This is a genomic window from Streptomyces mutomycini, assembly GCF_001700505.1.
In the GTDB taxonomy this organism is placed as follows: Bacteria; Actinomycetota; Actinomycetes; order Streptomycetales; family Streptomycetaceae; genus Streptomyces; species Streptomyces mutomycini.
This window is the reverse complement of the sequence record NZ_MAPV01000116.1, coordinates 44,967-63,041: the sequence shown is the minus strand read 5'-3', so window position 1 is coordinate 63,041 and position 18,075 is coordinate 44,967. Positions and strand designations below refer to the sequence as shown.

The window sequence follows — 18,075 nt, the reverse complement described above, 5'->3', positions numbered from 1 at the left end:
CGGCGTTCGCAGGCTGCGGTCCTCCTTGGCCCGCCGCGGATCGTCCAGGGCCGAGCTGGGATACGGCGTCTTCCTCTCCTACAGCGGTGAGCGCGACCGGCGATGGCTGCCGCGTCTGCGGCATGTGATCGAAAAGCAGTCCCGTCCCTGGTACAAGCCACCGCGTATCAGGGCCTTCCTCGACGCAACAGGTGTGTCGATCGGGCCGGAGCTGTGGGGCAAGATCGAGGGCGGACTCGCCCGCTCCGACTGGCTTGTGGTCCTGGCGTCACCGGAGGCGAAGTCCTCACTGTGGGTCGACCGGGAAATCGAATGGTGGTTGGAGCGCAAGTCGGTGCACACCATCCTGCTCGTCGTCACCGCCGGACAACTGGTGTGGGACGAGCGGCGGGGCGACTGGGATCCAGAACTGTCGACGGCGCTTCCGCCCCGGCTCTCGGGGAAGTTCGAGCAGCAACCCGTCTGGAAGTCGGTGGACCTCCGCCCCAGCGGCGATGCGGAATTCACTCCCGACGTCGACAGTGTCGCCTTCGGTATCGCGTCCGTCGTACGTGGCCTTTCCGAGGACGAACTCCGGTCGGAAGGACTCCGCGACACCAGGCGCAACCTGCGGACGGCCAGGATCGTCGCCGCCGTCCTGGGCTGCCTGCTGCTGGTCGCGAGCACCCTGTCGGTGGTCGCCGTGCTCTCACGTGCCGAGGCAACCCGGCAGCGTGACCAGGCTGTCGTACAACAACTGATCACCCAGAGCTCGTTGATCGCCGGCAAGGACCCGTTCGCCGCTCGATTGAAGGCGTTGGCGGCGTGGCGTATCGACTCCTCTCCGGAAACCCGTTTCGCGGTTCTCGACTCAGCGGTCAATCCCGCGGCCGGACTGCTTCCCCACTCGGTGCCCGTGGACTCGTTGGCTTTCAGCCCTGACGGCAGGACCGTGGCTTCCGGCGGGAGCGACGGCGTGGTGAGCCTCTGGAAGACGGGGACACAACGGAAGACGGGGCGTCCGCTTCTCGGGCACCACCAGGGCATCACGTCCGTCGTCTTCGCACCGGACGGAAAGACGCTGGCCAGCTCTGGCTTCGACGGCACCGTCCGGCTCTGGGACGTCGCCGACCGTACGCAGATCGGTGCCTCCTTCAACGCCGCTGCCGGGACGGTCCATTCGGCCGCCTACGGTGCCGACGGCCGGACACTCGTCACCGCCGACGAGGGCAACGGGGGCACCGTACGGGTTTGGGACCTGGCGACCCACCGCCAGATCGGCAAGCCGCTCAACGATCTGGGGCAGTTCCTCGCCATGACCTCCGACGGTGGCCGTGCGGCCTTCGGAACGGGCCAGGGCGGCGTACAGCTCTGGGACATCGCCTCCCGTGCACCGATGGGAAAGACACTGAGGGGGTCCGGCAGTGTCGTCACGTCGCTTTCCTTCAGCCCCGACGGCAGGACCTTCGCTGCCGCCGATATCGACGGCAGCCTCCAGTTGTGGGACACCCCGTCACGGACCCCGCTCGGGGCGCCGATCGCCTCCCCTTCGACGAGGATCAGGTCGATTGCTTTCGGTCCCGACAGTGCGAGACTCGCCGCCGCGTACGAGGACGGCAGTGTGCGGCTCTGGGATCTCCTGCGGCGCGGTCAGGTGGGCGGGCCGCTCATCGGCCATACCAGTACGGCCCGGGCCGTCGCTTTCAGCCCGGACGGATCGGTTCTGGCCAGTTCGAGTGAAGACACCACGGCCCGCCTCTGGGACATCCGCACGCAACGGCAAGCCGGAGCGCCGATCAACACCGGGGAGCAGCAGGCGACAGTGCTCAGCCCGAACGGCCGGACCTTGGCCGTCGTGGGCTCCAAGGCCGTAGTGCGCCTCTGGGACGTCGCCACACGACACCAGGCCGGCGGTCCGCTGGGCAGCGGTGTTGACAGCCTGAACGCCAGCGCCGCGTTCAGCCCCGACAGCACCGTGCTCGCGGTCGGCTCCGAAGGACTACGACTCTGGGACGTCGCAGCCCGCCGCCCCGTCGGCGAACCACTGCTCGACAAAAGCGACGTCGGTGCACTGGCCTTCAGCCCGGACGGCAGGACCCTGGTCAGTGGCGGCCCGGATTCCGTACGTGTGTGGGACCTGGCAGCAGAGCCCCCGACCGGCACAGCACTCGGTGTCCGGACCGTAGCCGTCGCGTTCAGCCCCGACGGCCGCACCCTCGCCACCGTCACGGAGGACGACACCGTGGCGTTCTGGGACATGACCACGCACCGCCGTATCGGCGAGACCCCGGCGGCCGGTCACGCCGCGCAGATAGCGGCAGTGGCGTGGAGCCCGGACGGCACGACGCTGGCCACCGCGAGCCGCGACGACACCGTCCGGCTCTGGGACGCGGCCACACGTGATCAGATCGGTGACCCACTGAGGGGCCACCGCGGCGGCGTCACGGCCGTGGTGTTCAGCCCCGACGGGAACACCCTCGCCACCGGAGGAAACGACTACACGGTCCGGCTCTGGGACGTCGCCACCGAACGCCAGATCGGCGATCTGCTGGAGGGTCACCGCGCAGGGGTCGCCGGTGTGGCCTTCGACCCCGGCGGTGGGACGTTGACCAGCTGGTCCCAGGACGGAACAGCACGCCTGTGGGACGTCCGGGCGACGGTGGACCCGGTTCGGTCACTGTGTGGATGGGCAGGCGGCGCGTTCACCGCCGACCGGTGGCGTGAGGACGTACCGCCGGGGCCCGCGTCCCGGCCGCTCTGCCCGAAGTGAGCGCGAAGCCGGGGTCGGATCGGGCAAGACCGTCGTCGGTCGCCCCAACCCCCGGCCGCCGGTCCCTCGGGGATGCCCGAAGGTCCCACCGACCTGCGAGGGTTGAGGAACAGACTCAGGTCGCTCCTCACACTTGCTGCTGGCGTGGCATCTGTACGGTGATCAGGTCGCCGACACCCGCCACCTCGTTCAGAGTCTGTGCGAGCGCGAGCAGCACCTTCCTCACGGACTCGATCTCTGCCCGCAGTTCGGCTGCTCGCGCCCACTGGCGCTCGTGTGCGACCGGATCGACCTGAGGACTGCGTGTCGCCTCGTGTGCGGTCAGCAGTGGATGCCATCGGCTCAGCAGCGGCCGGATGGAAAGATTCAGCACATTGACGGCCAGCACGCCGAAGGTCACGTTTCCCGGTGCCACTCGCGGCGCGACGGCGGGGCCGTACCGACGCAAAATTTCCCGCGTCGTCCCGAATACCGTGTACAGCGAGGACAGCGCCTCCCGCAGCAGCCCCTCGTCCTCTCCCAGCTCGACAACCGAGATACGAGTGGCGAGTTCGACGTACAGCTCCCACGAGGCCTCCCGCTCAGGTTCTGCGGGTACCCACACCCCGTTGATCTCCGCGACGAACGGGATCGATAGTTTGACCGAAATCTCCTGTGCCCGAAAGCCGACACGTTCGCGCCGCAGTCCCAGCCTCTGTCGCAAAGCCATTGCCCGCACCCTCTCTCGCACTTAACTCTTCATGCCACCCTATGAGTTGTGCGCGGCCCGATAAGTGCCGAGTCCCGAAGGAGTCACCACCTCGGCGAAGAAGTGCTCGGCTGGGTGCTCGTAGCGTCGGTGGAGAGGGCCACAGCTGACGAACTGCACCAGGCGCCGAAGTCGATTCGTACGAAACTGACTTCAAGCCATTCCGGCACCCCGTGGAAGTCGGCCTCCGCGCGGTCGCAGAGACCGCGCCAGGCGGCCCCGGTCCGCCCGACTGCTCCCGACGACCAGCCGCGAACGCGTGAGGACCCGCGCCACCGAGCACCCTCCTGATCAGTGCCCAAAGCTTCACCCAACCTCCCTATAGTGGTGGCGCGTTGATCGTATGGCCGCAACGCGCGAAGCCGTCTCCCAGGAGCCCGTACGATGACGACCCCCTCTGTGCCCGGCGGCTGTCCCGCGCACTCCGCCACCGCCCCCGTGCCGCTCAGCGGGCCCGCCTTCCACACCGAACCGCAGGCCCTGTACCGGACCATGAGGCACTCCTACGGGCCCGTGGTGCCCGTCGAGCTCCCCGGCGGCTTTCCGGCCTGGCTGGTCGTCGGATACCGCGAGCTCCACCAGGTCACCAGCGACGGCGAGCTCTTCCCCCGGGATGTCGGCCTGTGGAACCAGTGGGAGCACATACCCGACGACTGGCCGCTGCTCCCCATGGTCGGACGGCCCATGCCGTCCATCTACTTCACCGCGGGTGCCGAGCACCGGCGGCACTCCGACCTGGTGGTGCCCGCACTCGAAGCCGCGGACCCGTTCGAGATCCGGGAGCACTGCGAGCAGCTCGCCGACCGGCTCGTCGACGGAATCTGTGCCCGGGGCACCGCCGACCTCGTCGCCGAGTTCGCCGAGCCGCTGCCCGTGCTCGTGCTCGCGCGCCTCGTAGGCTTCCCCGACGCGGAGGGGACGGACATCGCAAGGGTCCTGAAGGACCTGGCCGACGGAGGGCCCGGTGCCCAGGAGGCGTACGGCAGCTTCGGCGAGCACATGCAGCGGCTGGTGGCGGCCAAGCGGGAGAAGCCCGGAGACGACGTCACCTCCCGGATGCTCGCCGACCCGGAGCCCTTCACGGACGAGGAGTACGCCCTGGACCTGATGGCGATCACGGCCGCCGGGCACCTCACCACAGCCGACTGGATCAGCAACTCCCTGCGGCTCATGCTCACCGAGGACCAGTTCGCCGACTCCCTCGCCGGCGGGCACCGCAGTGTCGGCGACGCGATGAACGAGGTCCTCTGGGAGGAGAGCCCGACGCAGATCCTCGCCGGCCGCTGGGCGGTACGCGACACGCAGCTCGGCGGCCGGACCATCCGCGCCGGGGACATGCTCCTGCTCGGCCTGGGGGCGGCCAACACCGACCCGCTGATACGCCAGGAGATCGCATCCGGCGGCACGGGGCGCCACGCGGGCAACGGGGCGCATCTGGCGTTCAGTCACGGCGAGTACCGCTGCCCCTTCCCGGCCCAGGAGATCGCGGAGACCATCGCCCGTACGGCCATCGAGGTCATCCTCGACCGCCTGCCCGACCTCGAACTCGCAGTCCCCGCCCAGGACCTCGTCCGGCGGCCGTCCGCCTTCCTGCGCGGGATGAACGCGCTTCCCGTCCGGTTCGCCCCCGTACAGACGACAGGAGACCAGCTGTGAACTGCCCCCACGCGACCGTGGTGATCGACCCCATGGTCCAGGACCTCGACGGTGAGACCGAACAGCTGCGGAATTCCGTCCCGCTCGCGCGCATCGAGCTCCTCGGGGTACCTGCCTGGACCGTCACCCGGCATGCCGAAGCCCGCCAACTCCTCATGGACACGCGCCTGGTGAAGGACCTGGACGCCTGGGGGCTATGGCAGAGCGGGGAGGTCACCCACGCCTGGCCGCTGATCGGCATGATCGACGCCGGACGCTCCATGTTCACCGTGGACGGCGCGGAGCACCGCCGGCTGCGGACAAAGACCTCCCAGGCCCTCACCCCCCGCCGGCTGGAAGCGATCCGCCCGGACATCGAGAAGTTCACCGAGGAACTGCTGGACGCGCTCGCGGAGCAGGGCAAGGACGGGGTCGTCGACCTAAAGACCGTCTTCGCCCAGCCGCTCCCGATGAAGGTGGTCGGGCTGCTGATGGGAGTGGACGAAGCGCTGCATCCCATGCTGACCCGGCAGTACAAGGCATTCTTCTCCATGCTCACCCCGCAGGAGGACCGGCTGGCACTGCTGGCCGAGCTCGATGTCTTCTACGCCGAGCTCGTACGGGAGAAGGCCGCGCACCCCACCGACGACCTCACCAGCGCGCTGATCCTCGCCGAGGAAGGCGGGGAGCCCCTCACCGAGGAGGAGGTCGTCGGCAACCTCAAGGCGATGGTCGCCGCTGGGCACGAGACCACGATCGGGCTCATCCTCAACGCCGTACGCGCACTTCTCGCCCACCCCGGCCAGCTGCGCAAGGTGCTGGACGGGGAGATCCCGTGGGAGACGGTCGTCGAGGAGACCCTGCGCTGGGACACGCCCTCCACGCACCTGCTGATGCGGTTCGCCACCGAGGACATCCAGGTCGGCGACCAGGTCATAGCCAAGGGGGAGGGTGTGGTGATCTCCTACCGCGCCATCGGCCGCGACACCGCACACCACGGGGACGACGCCGACGCCTTCGACATCACCCGGCCGACGCCCATCCGGCACATGACCTTCGGCCACGGGCCGCACATCTGCCCCGGCGCCGCGCTGTCCCGGGTCGAGGCGGGCATCGCGCTGCCCGCACTGTTCGGGCGCTTCCCCCAGCTGCGGCTCGCGATCGCCGACGACGAGATCCGCAAGCTGCCGGTCATGACGCAGAACGACATGGAGGCCTTCCCCGTCCTGCTCCACGGCTGACGGCCGACCATCTGTGGGTGCACGTCCGGGCGGACGGGCGTGCATCTGCCCCGATGACTCAACTGCACTTGCAGATAACCCTGTTCGGGATTTCGCGCGACGTCCGGTTTCCCGGTGGAAGCAGGCGCCGCGCGGCAACCGATGCGGTCACGGCGGCGACTGCGGGGTGGACTCCCCACCCCGACCCCCAAGGAGGTCCCCTCGTGAGCCGCACTCCGATGAGAACCCTCGCCGTACTTCCCGCAGCGTTCCTGATGGCCCTCGTGCCTGGCAGCGCGTCCGCCTACCCCAACCCCGGCGCCGTCAACGGCGACATCGTCGTCCACGACCCCAGCATGATCCGCAGCTCGTCCGGCCAGTACCTGCTCTACTCGACCGGCGAGGGTCTCCAGCTGCGCACCTCCACCGACCGCACCGCCTTCGGCCGCTCCGGAAACGCCTTCACCACCAAGCCCGGCTGGTGGAAGAACTACTCCTCGGCGTCCGACCCCTGGGCTCCCGACATCTCGTACCGGGGCGGCAAGTACCTGATGTACTACGCCGTCTCGTCCTTCGGCTCCAACACGTCGGCCATCGGCCTGGCGGCCTCCACCACCGGGCAGGCCGGCAGCTGGAGCGACTACGGGATCGTGTACACGTCGAACTCGTCGAGCGACTTCAACGCCATCGACCCCAACCTGTTCGTCGACGACGACGGCAAGTGGTGGCTGTCCTTCGGCTCCTGGTGGACCGGGATCAAGATGATCCGGCTCGATCCGTCCACGGGAAAGCAGTACGCCGGCGACACCACCCGCCGCTCGCTCGCCTCCCGGCCCACCGGGACCAAGGCCGTCGAGGCGCCCTCCATCGTGAAGCGCGACGGCTACTACTACCTCTTCGCCTCGTACGACACCTGCTGCGCCGGCACCAGCTCCACGTACAAGATCAAGGTGGGCAGGGCGACCAGCGTCACCGGACCGTACAAGGACCGCAACGGCGTCAGCATGCTCAGCAACGGCGGCACCCCCGTCATGGAGTCCCACGGCCGCTACATCGGGCCCGGCGGACAGTCGATCCTGGCGGACTCCGACGGCGACCTGCTCGTCTACCACTACTACGACGGCCAGGACAACGGCACCCCGAAGCTCGGTGTCAACCTCCTGAACTGGAGCAGCGGATGGCCCGTCGCCTACTGACCGTGTGCGGCGGTGGCGCCGGCTGAACCACACCAGCCGGCAGGCCGAACCCGTGCCGGTCTCCCGGGACCGCACCCGGCCAGCTCCAGGTCCGCCGCAGCTCACGGGCCCCGGCAACCGTAAGCTGCGGCGGCATGGCTGAACTCCTCGCCCTCGCCCCGCACCGCTCCACCACGGCCACCCTGCTGGCCGGCGCGGCCCGCGAGCGCGGCATGGACGTGACGGTCCTGCCGCGCGGCGGGACGCACGCCCTGCCGCCCGCGGACACCCGGGTGCACTACTACGGCGGTCCGCTCTTCGCCGACACGGCCGCCGTCCGCCTCGGGATCGCGCTCCTGGAGCCGGGTGACGGCTGGCTCGACGCACTGCCGTACGCCTTCACCGGGCGCCACGTCCGGTGCGTACCGCTCGGCGAGGCCCGTCGCACACCTGGCCCCCTCTTCGTGAAGCCACCCACCGGCAAGAGCTTCCCGGCAGCCGTGTACGCGGACGGCGGTGCCCTCCGCGTCCCCCCGGGCCCCCAGGGCGATCCCCTCGTCCAGATCAGCGAAGTGGTCACCTGGGTCAGGGAGTTCCGGCTCCATGTGCTGGACGGGGAGATCCGCACCGGCTCGCAGTACGCCACCTTCGGCAGGCTCGACGCGGCGCCCCTGGCGGGCCACCCGGATGAGCCCGCCGTACGCGAATTCGCCGGGCGGCTGGCCGCGGCGCACGCGGAGACCTGGCCCAGCGGAGTGGTGCTCGACGTCGGACAGATGCGCAGGGGCGACGGGGCGGGGGACGCGCAGTGGGCGGTGGTCGAGGCCAACATGGCCTGGTTCAGCAACGTGTACGCCGCCGACCCCGCCCGCGCGCTCGACGTGGTGCTCCGCTCCGCGGGCCCCGGTGACGCCGTGTCGGAGAGGGACGCACGCTTCCGGCGGACGTGACACCGGACCCGGCACCGTCTGGGCGGCTGCGGACGTGACCGGGACCGGACCCGGCACCGTCTGGGCGGCTACGGACGTGACCGGGACCCGGCAACCTTCGGGTCGGCTGCGGCGACTACTGCCCGGAACCCCACCTCTTCCCGACGAACGGATCAGGCCATGGCAACCGTGCGACGACGACACACCGACCTCCACCCCGGACCGCGCAGGGCGGTGACGGCGGGCGCGGCGGCGCTCCTGGCCGTGGCCTCCGTCTGGTCCTTCGGCACCGCATCCGGTGCCGAGGCCGCGACCACCCTCACCGTCGCCAAGGACGGCAGCGGGCAGTACACCACCGTGCAGGCAGCGGTGAACGCGATCCCCTCGGGCAACACCGCGCGGGTCGTCGTCTCCATCAAGCCGGGCACCTACCGCGAGCTGGTGAAGATCCCCTCCACCAAGCAGAACGTCACCCTCCAGGGCAGCGGATCCAGCCGCAACGACACAGTCATCGTCTACAACAACGCCTCCGGCACCCAGAAGCCCGACGGCTCCGGTACCTACGGGACCAGCGGCAGCGCGACCGTCGCGGCCGAGGCCAACGGTTTCCAGGCCCGCAACCTCACGATCTCCAACGACTTCGACGAGGCCGCCAACCAGAACATGAGCGGACTCCAGGCCGTGGCCCTGCGCACCGCCGCAGACAAGGTCTTCCTCGACTCCGTGATCGTCACCGGCGACCAGGACACCCTGCTGCTCGACACCGCGTCCAAGGCGACGCTCGGCCGCGTCTACATGTCCAACTCCTACGTCATCGGCAACGTGGACTTCATCTTCGGCCGCGCCACGGCGGTGATCGACAAGTCGGTCATCACCTTGAAGAAGCGGTGGGACGGCAGCTCCGGCGGCTACATCGCGGCCCCCAGTACGGCCGCCGACCGCAAGGGCTTCCTGATCACCGGCTCCACCGTCAACGGCAGTGTCTCCGCTTCGTCCTTCCACCTCGGCCGGCCGTGGCACGCGGGCGGCGACGCCTCGCTCGACCCGATGGCCACCTTCCGCGGCACGACGCTCAGCTCGGCGGTCAGGTCCGCCCCGTGGACGGACATGAGCGGCTTCTCCTGGAAGGACGACCGCTTCGCGGAGTACAGGAACACCGGGCCCGGATCCGGTCCGGCGAGCAGCGACCGGCCGCAGCTCACCGATGCCCGGGCCGCCGAGCAGGAGACCGCCGACTGGCTGGCAGGCTGGACACCCTCGGCGTCCTGAGTCACGGTGGCGGCAGCGGACCGAACCGGTGAGCGGCGGTCGAAGCGCTTCGACTCCACTCTGGACAGTGCCTGTGAGCGAGTCTAGGCTCGAGGGTGTCTGTGCATGTCAGAGTGCGAAGGGGAGCACAGCAAGGCGCTGTCGAAGCGCTTCACCCGCTCTCCCTTGCGGTCGCCCACTGTAGGGGAGAAGCCGAATGGTCACGCTTGCCGAGGTCGCCCAGCACGCAGGAGTCTCCGCGAGCACGGTGAGCTATGTCCTCAGTGGTAAGCGGTCGATCTCGGCCTCCACCCGGGAACGGGTCGAGGACAGTATCCAACAGCTGGGCTACCACCCCAACGCCGGTGCGCGCGCCCTCGCCAGCAGCAGGTCCAACATCATCGCTCTGATGGTGCCGCTCCGCACCGACATGTACGTGCCGGTGATGATGGAGATCGCCATCGCCGTCGCCACGAGCGCCCGTACGCACGGCCATGACGTCCTGCTGCTCACCGGCGAGGAGGGCCCGGCGGCCGTCCGCCGGATCGCGGGGAGCTCGCTGGCGGACGCCATGATCCTGATGGACGTCGAACTGCACGACGAACGGCTGCCGCTCCTCCGCGATTCCGGCCGGACCGCCGTCCTGATCGGCCTGCCCGCCGACACCTCGGGGCTGACCTGCGTGGACCTCGACTTCGAGGCCACCGGGGCGCTGTGCGTGGACCACCTCGCCGGCCTCGGGCACCGCGAGGTGGCGGTGATCGGAGAGGCGGCCGCCGTCTACGAGCGGCACACCGGTTTCGCCGAACGGACCGTGGACGGCATACGGGCCAAGGCGCAGGAGACGGGGATGCGGATCCTGCACCGCCCCTGCGAGGGCGGGTACGCCGCCATGGCCGGCACCCTGGGCCGGATCTTCGACGAACGGCCGGGAACGACCGGCTTCATCGTCCAGAACGAGGCCGCCGTCGAGCCGCTGCTCAATCTGCTCCAGCAGCAGGGGCGCGCCGTGCCGGAGGACGTGTCCGTCGTGGCCATCTGTCCCGAACAGGTGGCCACGCAGGCATCGGTGCGGCTCACCTCCGTGGCCATTCCCGCGCAGGAGATGGGGCGCAGAGCGGTGGAACAGGTGGTTGCCGAACTCGCGGGCCGGGGTACCGACGAAGTGGAGCTGCTGGAGCCGGTTCTGACGGTGCGCGCGAGTTCCGGGCCGGCGCCGGTCTGAGTGCCGGGGCGCGTTCACCCGGCCGGGTGGTGTGTGTCCCGGCGTGCTGTCGTGCGGACCGCCACGCGTGCGTCACGGGTCGTCAACAGGGCCTGGATCGAACCTGGTTGCTGAAGATCCGACGTGATAACTTCACGGTCTGTCATAACGGCGTTACCGACTCGACGGGGGTGGTCGGTGGTGGTGCACGGGCTGCCCGGAGTGGATGAACCGGACGAGACCAGAGCGCAACTCATCGGAAGACTGGTCGAATTCCTGTGCGTGCAGGATTTCGTGACCGATCGCGATCAGTGCGCCCAGTTCATCGCCTTCGCCGCCGAACAGCTCGGCGCGGAGTTCACCTATCGGCGTCAGAATCCACGCGCCGACATGCTGTTCTTCGTCAGGGACCTGCTGAGGTACGAAACGGGCCTCGCGGCCCTGGCCTTCACCGTGGGTGTCATCGGGGGGCCCGAATCCTCCGCCCAGCTCGCCCGGCTCTCGGAGCTCGCCCGGTCCGGCGGGGCGGGCGCCATGGGTGCACCCGACTTCACCGACAGGTCGGTGCGCGAGATCCACCGGCTGCTCGCCGACGTACGGCGCGTCGACGACGGCCGTCTGCACGCCCTGCTGAACCACGAGTTGGGCGTCGACATCCCCTACGGGCAGACGCCGGCCCAGCGCTTCGACCACCTGTGCGGGGTCAACACCCAGGTCGACGGTCTGCCCCCGGCGCTCGTGCTGGTCGAGATCACCGCGTTCCTGGAGCAGCCGGCGCTGCGCGAAGAGCTCAGGGAGTGGTCGGACGCGTGGGCCCGGGAAGTCGGCCCGGAAGCCGTGCAGGCGCTGGGGGAACGCAGGCGCGCGATCGCGGCCCTGCCGACGGCTGACCCTGAAGTGGCACGTTGCCTCGTCGTGATGGTGGAGCCCGCCGACGACAGTTCGGCCGATATCTACGTACGTCACTGGGTCAATGCCGCGCCAGGATACTGGGAGCCGGTGGCCGGGGAGGTCCGCCCCACGACGCTCGACGGACTGGCGGACGAGGTCGAACGAGCCATCGGGCGCGGTCAGGAGCGCTGGGCGGGCATGCCGGTGACGGAGAGCGAACCGACGCCCCAGGTGGAGTTCGTGGTGCCGTTCTCCCTGATGAACCACGATATGGCCCGGTTGGAAATGGGCACATGGAGTGGCGACCCGCTGCCGATCAGTCTTCGCTACCACGTCCACCTGAGGTCGCTCGAACGCATGAGAGCGGCGCAGACGGACGGATATCTGCCTCTGTGGCGGGAACGCTGGACACAACTCAGGAACGCCGGTGTGGCCGAGTCCTACCGCTGGCACGGCGAAGAGGGGGAGCGGCTCGACCGCTGGCGTGCCAAGCTGATAGCGGACCCAGGCCTGACCGCGGTCATCCTCGACGTACCCGCACTGCCCGGTCTCGGCCTGGAAGCACTCGTCACCGCGATCGCTCAGGGGGTGGGTCTTGCGGCCTGGGACCGCAGAACGGGAAGCCCCGAGCTGTCGGGCGAGGTGCTGACGCTGCTGCTGGCGCACCCACCCTCACAAATCCCTTCGAAGGTCAGCGCGTTGCGCAAGAAGGCCGAGGGGATGAACCGTGACAACTGGTCCCTCGGGAAGCATCTGGCACTTCTGTGGGATGATCCCAACCGCCTGATCGACTGCGAGGAGTTGACAGCATGACCGAGCAGGTCTCGGTGGCGCAGTCCGTCACGCCCCCCTCCTGGAGGGTGTTCCACGCAACGGGGCGACCGCCCGCCGGTGACGCGCCGGAGCTGCCCCAGCCGCCGCCCTGGCGGGTGTTCGCGGGAAGCCCGCTGCAGCAGGTTCCTCCCGACGACGCGCAGTCCGCGCTGCGCCGGCTCGGCACCGTACAGGAGGGCCCGCAGTTACGCGAGGACGAGATCAACGCGGTCAACGCCGCACTCCTGCTGCGCCGTCCTCTGCTGATCACCGGGCCGCCCGGAGTCGGCAAGTCCACGCTCGCCTACCTGATCGCCCAGGAACTGGGGCTGGGCAGGGTGCTGCCGTGGAGCATCGTCAGCCGGACCACACTGCGCGGCGGTCTCTACGAGTACGACGCCATCGGCCGGGCCCAGGCCATCGCCGCCTGGCGCGCCGAGGGCGCCGCGGAGCCGGAGAGCAACACGGGAAGCGCCCCTGACCTGGGGGATTTCGTGACGCTCGGCCCGCTGGGGACGGCTCTGCTCGCGTACGAGCGCCCCCGGGTGCTGCTCGTCGACGAGCTGGACAAGAGCGATATCGACCTGCCCAACGACCTGCTCCACGTCCTGGAGAACGGCAGTTACGAGATCCCGGAACTGGTGCGTGCCGGGGTGGCCGAGGTGTCCGTCTTCACCGACGACCCCCAGGGCCGGGCCGTCATCGAGGCGGGCCGTGTCGAGTGCGCGGAGTTCCCCGTCGTCGTGATCACGAGCAACGGAGAACGCGAGTTCCCGGCAGCCTTCCGGCGCAGGTGCCTTCCGCTCGAGATGCGCCCGCCCAGCCGTGAACAGCTGGTGTCCATCGTGGTGAGCCACCTGGGCCGGCGCCCCGAAGGCATCGAGAACCTCGTGGACGACTTCGTCAGGCGGCTGGACGGCGGGGGCACCCAGTCCGTCGACCAGCTGCTCAACGCGGTGCAGCTGACCACGGCCCACGGGTTCCGGGCGGACGCCGACGGGCTCAAGCTTCTTGAGATGCTTCTCCGCGATCTCTCGAAAGGCCGCTGATGAACGGCTCGCCACGGGAACGCGCACCGGATACGGAGCCCGCGCCGAGCGGCGGCGACCTCCAGGAAACCGACGGTGAGGCGAGCTGGCAGGACCTCGCCGACGCGGTCTGGCTGGCGGCTGCGTGGCATGGAGCCGACACCGGCACCGGCGCAGGGGCGGGCGGGGCCCCGGAATCCTTACCTGACGGTGTGGCCGAGCACTCCACCGATGTCCCGGCCCCTTCCGTGGAGCAGGGGGCACCGGAGATCGTGCCTGCCGGAAGCAGTGGCGAGAGCCTTCACGGTGCGGAGATCAGCGGTGTCGAGGAGAGCCGGCAGGACCTGCCCGACTCGGTCCTGCCCCACGAGATCCGCCCCACGCGCCCCGCGGTGCCTCTGCGCCTGGCCAAGGCCCTGCGCGGCTTCGGCCGTCGGGTGCCCTCACGCCACGAGAGCAAGCTCGACGAGGCACGCACCGCGGAGAACGGTGTCATCGACGGACTGTGGATCCCCTACCTCGATCCGGTGCAGGAGCGCGCCTTCGATCTGATGCTGCTCGTGGACAGGGCGCCCACCATGCCCGTGTGGGACAGATCCCTGCGTCAGCTGTCCGACGAAGCGGTGCGCAGCGGGGCCTTCCGGGACGTGCGTACGGTCGACGTCACGCTGCCGGGCGGGGAGGCACCCGTGCTGCGCTGGCCCGGCAACAGGCGCGCCGACCCCGCCGAGCTCCTTGACGGTCGCGGGTCGCGGCTGTTCCTCGTGGTGACCGACGGGCTGGCACCCGGGTGGGCGGAGGGCGGCGCCGACGAACTGCTGGGGCGGCTCGCGTCGTCCGGGCCCACGGCGCTGGTCCATCTGCTGCCGCCGTACCTGCGCCACCGGTCCTCGGTCTACCCCTTCAGGGCCCGGCTCGACGCCGCCGGTTTCGGGTCGCTCAATCGCCATGTCCTGTGCCACCCTCCCCAGGGCGTACCCGAGCACCCCCACGTCCTGCCCGGCACCGGGGACGGATCCGTGGCCGTTCCGGTGCTCAGCCTGCGCCCCGGATCGTTCCGTGCCTGGGCCGATCTGGTCACGGGCGAACGCGGTGTACGCCGGGCGCTTCCGGTCGTGCTGGCCGGGGCCATGGCCAAGGGCGTGTCCGCTCCAGGGCTGAGGACGCCCAGGCTCGACGGGCCACGCTCGGCGGCCGACGCCGTCCGCAGGTTCTTCTCACTGGCCAGCCCGTTCGCACGCCAGCTCGCCGTTCTGCTGGCCGTGGCGCCGGTGCGGTTCGACGTCATCGAGGAACTGCGGGACCGCGCGCTGCCCGAGACCCGCCCCGAGCACCTGTCCGAGGTGATGATGGGCGGCCTCATCGACTGGAACCGGGACGGCGAGGGCGGACCCGACTTCGCCGACGGCATACGCGAGGCCCTGCTGGCCACCGGCAGCCGCACCCAACTCGCGCGGGCGGTGGCCCTGCTGGCGGAGTCGCGGTCCGGCCGGTCCCAGGGCGTACGCCTGCGAGCGGCGCTGCGTGACCCGGTGGGAGCGGCGCTCCCGGACCGCGAGGCGGGGCCGGCCTGGGTGCGCATCGAACTGGCGGTGCTGAGGGCGCTGGGAGGTCTGCCGTACCGGCGCCGGGCCGCTCAGCTGAACCGGGGGATGTCGCGCGGCGCGGGAGTGCCGGCGGAGGGGACAAGAGATGATAAAGAGGCACCTGATGTGAATGAGAACGGCCCCGCTTCCCCGTCGCAATCGACGGTTCCACCTGGAGGATCTGTGTCGCCGACGACACCACCCGTAGACACCGAGCCGGATGCCCGGAGGGTCGACGAGCGTACGCACACGACGGCACCGGAGCTACGGTTCGTCCGCACGGGCCAGCCCAAGATCATGGGCAACGTGCCACCGAAGAACCCGAATTTCACCGGGCGGGAAAGTCTTCTGGCGGCGGTGGAGAGGCAGTTGCGGGAGGATGAGACCACAGCCGTACTCCCGCACGCGCTGCACGGCATGGGCGGTGTCGGCAAGTCACAGATCGCCGTGGAGTACGTGTACCGCCACAGCGGCGAGTTCAACGTCATCTGGTGGATCCCCTCGGAGCAGGAGAACCTGATCCTGGGGGCGCTCGCCGACCTCGCACGCAGCCTCGGCCTGGAGGTGGGACCGCAGGCCAACGCCGCGGTGCCCGCCGTGCGCGAGGCACTCCGTACGGGCAAGCCGTTCGACAACTGGCTGCTGGTCTTCGACAACGCCGAGGACATCGAGGCCGTCCGGTCCTACTTCCCCAACGGCGGGCCCGGGAAGATCATCGTCACCTCTCGCAACCGTGAGTGGGAACGCGTCGCCACGCCTCTCAGCGTCGACGTCTTCGACCGGGAGGAGAGCATCGCGCTCCTGCAGCGCCGCGCCCGCGGCCTCAGCTACGGTGACGCGGACCGGCTCGCCGCGGCGCTCGGGGACCTGCCCCTCGCGGTCGAGCAGGCCGGCGCCTGGCACGCCGCCACCGGGATGCCGGTCGACGAGTACCTCAGCCTGCTGGAGGAGCGCCGCCCAGAGATCCTCGAACTCGACCCTTCCCCCGACTACCCGCTGCCGGTCGCGGCGGTCTGGGACATCTCCCTCGGGCGCCTCTCACGGGACAACCCGGCGGCACGCCAACTCCTCGAGATCTGCGCCTGCATGGCGCCGGAGCCCATCCCGCTCAACCTCTTCAGGGGCGGCCGTAACGTCGAGGTCACCCCCGAACTCGACCCGGTCCTGCGTGACCCCCTGCTGCTGGCCCGCGCGACCCGGGACCTCAGCAAGCTGTCGCTGGTGAGGCTGGACCACAAGACCGCCACCCTGCAGATGCACCGGCTGATGCAGAACGTGATCGTGGCCAGGATGGATCCCGAGGAGCGGGCCAGGATGACGCGGGCCGCCCACCTGCTGCTCACGACGGCCAAGCCCGGTGCGCCCGCCTCACCGGACCAGTGGCCCGCCTACCAGGCGATCCTCCCGCACGTGATCGCGTCCGGAGCGGTGGAGAGCTCCGACGCGTGGGTCCGTGACCTCGTCTACGACATGGTGTTCTTCCTCTACTACTGGGGTGCGCACGAATCAGGCGCGGCCCAGGCCCGGCTGGCCTGGGCCGCGTGGCGCGCCCAGTCCGGTGACGAGGACCTCCACGTCATCAGGATCACCAAGCTCCTCGGCTTCTACCTGCGGCTGCTGGGGCGCCCGGGCGAGGCGATCGTGCACAACGAGCGGGCTCTGGCGATCTCACGAGGGGCGCAGATCCCCGACGAGGAACTCATCGACTCCATGTGGCAGATGGCCGGTGCGCTGCGGCACCAGGGTGAGTTCACGCAGGCGCGCGTGCTGGCCGAGGAGGCGTTCACCCGGGCGAGCGACCTGTTCGGACCGGAGGACCCCACGACGCTGAGCGCGGCGCACGACTACGGTGTGACGCTGCGGCTGAACGGGAACTTCGCACTGGCGCGGGAGATCGACGAAGAGACCGCGCGGCAGAGGGAACTGCTGTACGGCCCCGTGAACGGGCTGACGCTCAACACGTTGAACGGACTGTCCATCGACCTGCGTGAGGCCGGCGACTACCTGGGTGCCCGCGCACTCCAGGAGTCCAATTACCTGCCGTACGTGACCCACTTCGGGGAAACGAACGCGGCCACCATCCGCGCCGCGCTGAATCTCGCGGTGTGCCGCCGCAGGGCCGGTGTGGTCGAGGGCGGAGCCACCCTCGCCGAGCAGACCCTCGAGCGGTTCACCAGCCGCTACGGTCTGAACAACACCGACGCGCTCTGTGCCGCCAACCACGCCATGGTCGAACGCCGCCTGAACGGCGACCTCGTCGGCTCCCGCGAACTGGGGGAGCAGACGCTGTCCGGCTACCTCGCGGTACTCGGCGACCACCATCCCTACACCCACTTCGCCAGGGTGAACCTCGCCGCGACGCTCCGGGCACAGGGCGACACGGACCGGGCGGAGGCGCTGGACGCCCAGGCTCTGGAGGGCCTGGAGAGCACACTGGGGACGCGCCACATCAGTACGCTGACGGCGGCGATGTGCCGCGCCAACGACCATTACGCGCGGCTGGACTTCGCACAGGCCATGGCCGCCGACGCGGACCTGCTCCCCAAGCTCACGGAGATCGCCGGGCCCGAACATCCGCTGACACTCGCCTGCACGGCGAATCTGGCGCTCGACCGGCGCGGACTCGGCGAGTCGGAGGAGGCCGACCGGCTGAACAGTGTCGCGGCACAGGGGCTTTCGCGTCTGCTCGGCGCGAACCACCCCTGGCACACGGCGGCCAGGCTCCACCAGCGCATCGAGTGCGACATCACGCCACTGCCGATGTGACGTCGAGGCAGACCGGGGAACCGCCGGTCCTGCCCACCGCTCCCACAGCGACGGGCAGGACCGGCGGCACAGAGACGACGGGG

The 18,075-nt window shown here is 69.9% G+C and carries 10 protein-coding genes and 1 pseudogene; 10 read left to right on the top strand and 1 reads right to left on the bottom strand.

From position 1 onward, the window contains the following. Positions 1-25: 25 nt before the first annotated feature. Complete coding sequence (locus BFF76_RS17890; protein WP_065848601.1) at positions 26-2,749, top strand: TIR domain-containing protein; 2,724 nt, start codon at positions 26-28, stop codon at positions 2,747-2,749. Between the two features lie 127 nt (positions 2,750-2,876). Here BFF76_RS17890 and BFF76_RS17885 read toward each other — a convergent pair whose 3' ends face one another. Further along, positions 2,877-3,458, bottom strand: a complete 582-nt coding sequence (locus BFF76_RS17885) for a hypothetical protein (protein ID WP_031096209.1) — start codon at positions 3,456-3,458, stop codon at positions 2,877-2,879. Between the two features lie 423 nt (positions 3,459-3,881). Between BFF76_RS17885 and BFF76_RS17880 the strand changes: the two genes are divergently transcribed. The 9 genes and pseudogenes from BFF76_RS17880 (at position 3,882) to fxsT (ending at position 17,992) form a co-directional block, all read left to right on the top strand. Further along, the gene (locus BFF76_RS17880) at positions 3,882-5,153 is read left to right on the top strand and encodes a cytochrome P450 (protein WP_031096211.1); all 1,272 of its coding nucleotides are present in this window, start codon (positions 3,882-3,884) and stop codon (positions 5,151-5,153) included. Beyond that, positions 5,150-6,373: a cytochrome P450 family protein gene (locus tag BFF76_RS17875; RefSeq protein ID WP_053930838.1), complete on the top strand. Its 1,224-nt coding sequence runs from the start codon at positions 5,150-5,152 to the stop codon at positions 6,371-6,373. Before BFF76_RS17880 ends, BFF76_RS17875 begins: the two co-directional genes overlap by 4 nt. A gap of 218 nt (positions 6,374-6,591) precedes the next feature. Continuing rightward, positions 6,592-7,548 (top strand): arabinan endo-1,5-alpha-L-arabinosidase, encoded by a 957-nt coding sequence (locus BFF76_RS17870; protein WP_107418447.1) that lies wholly within the window; start codon positions 6,592-6,594, stop codon positions 7,546-7,548. A 134-nt stretch (positions 7,549-7,682) separates the two neighbouring features. Next, positions 7,683-8,477 carry an ATP-grasp domain-containing protein gene (locus BFF76_RS17865; protein WP_065848600.1) on the top strand — a complete coding sequence of 265 codons (795 nt, stop codon included), beginning with the start codon at positions 7,683-7,685 and terminating at the stop codon, positions 8,475-8,477. 279 nt (positions 8,478-8,756) lie between these two features. Continuing rightward, a pseudogene (locus tag BFF76_RS17860) lies at positions 8,757-9,725 on the top strand (pectinesterase family protein); the annotation flags it as partial. Positions 9,726-9,921: 196 nt separating this feature from the next. Then, on the top strand, positions 9,922-10,929 hold the full coding sequence (locus BFF76_RS17855) for a LacI family DNA-binding transcriptional regulator (protein WP_053930840.1): 1,008 nt from the start codon (positions 9,922-9,924) through the stop codon (positions 10,927-10,929). Between the two features lie 273 nt (positions 10,930-11,202). After that, the gene (locus tag BFF76_RS17850) at positions 11,203-12,612 is read left to right on the top strand and encodes a VMAP-C domain-containing protein (RefSeq protein WP_234316817.1); all 1,410 of its coding nucleotides are present in this window, start codon (positions 11,203-11,205) and stop codon (positions 12,610-12,612) included. Further along, on the top strand, positions 12,609-13,661 hold the full coding sequence (locus BFF76_RS17845; RefSeq protein ID WP_031096226.1) for an AAA family ATPase: 1,053 nt from the start codon (positions 12,609-12,611) through the stop codon (positions 13,659-13,661). The genes BFF76_RS17850 and BFF76_RS17845 overlap by 4 nt, the downstream gene beginning before the upstream one ends. Next, on the top strand, positions 13,661-17,992 hold the full coding sequence (fxsT, locus tag BFF76_RS17840; protein ID WP_031096228.1) for an FxSxx-COOH system tetratricopeptide repeat protein: 4,332 nt from the start codon (positions 13,661-13,663) through the stop codon (positions 17,990-17,992). The genes BFF76_RS17845 and fxsT overlap by 1 nt, the downstream gene beginning before the upstream one ends. Positions 17,993-18,075: the final 83 nt, after the last annotated feature.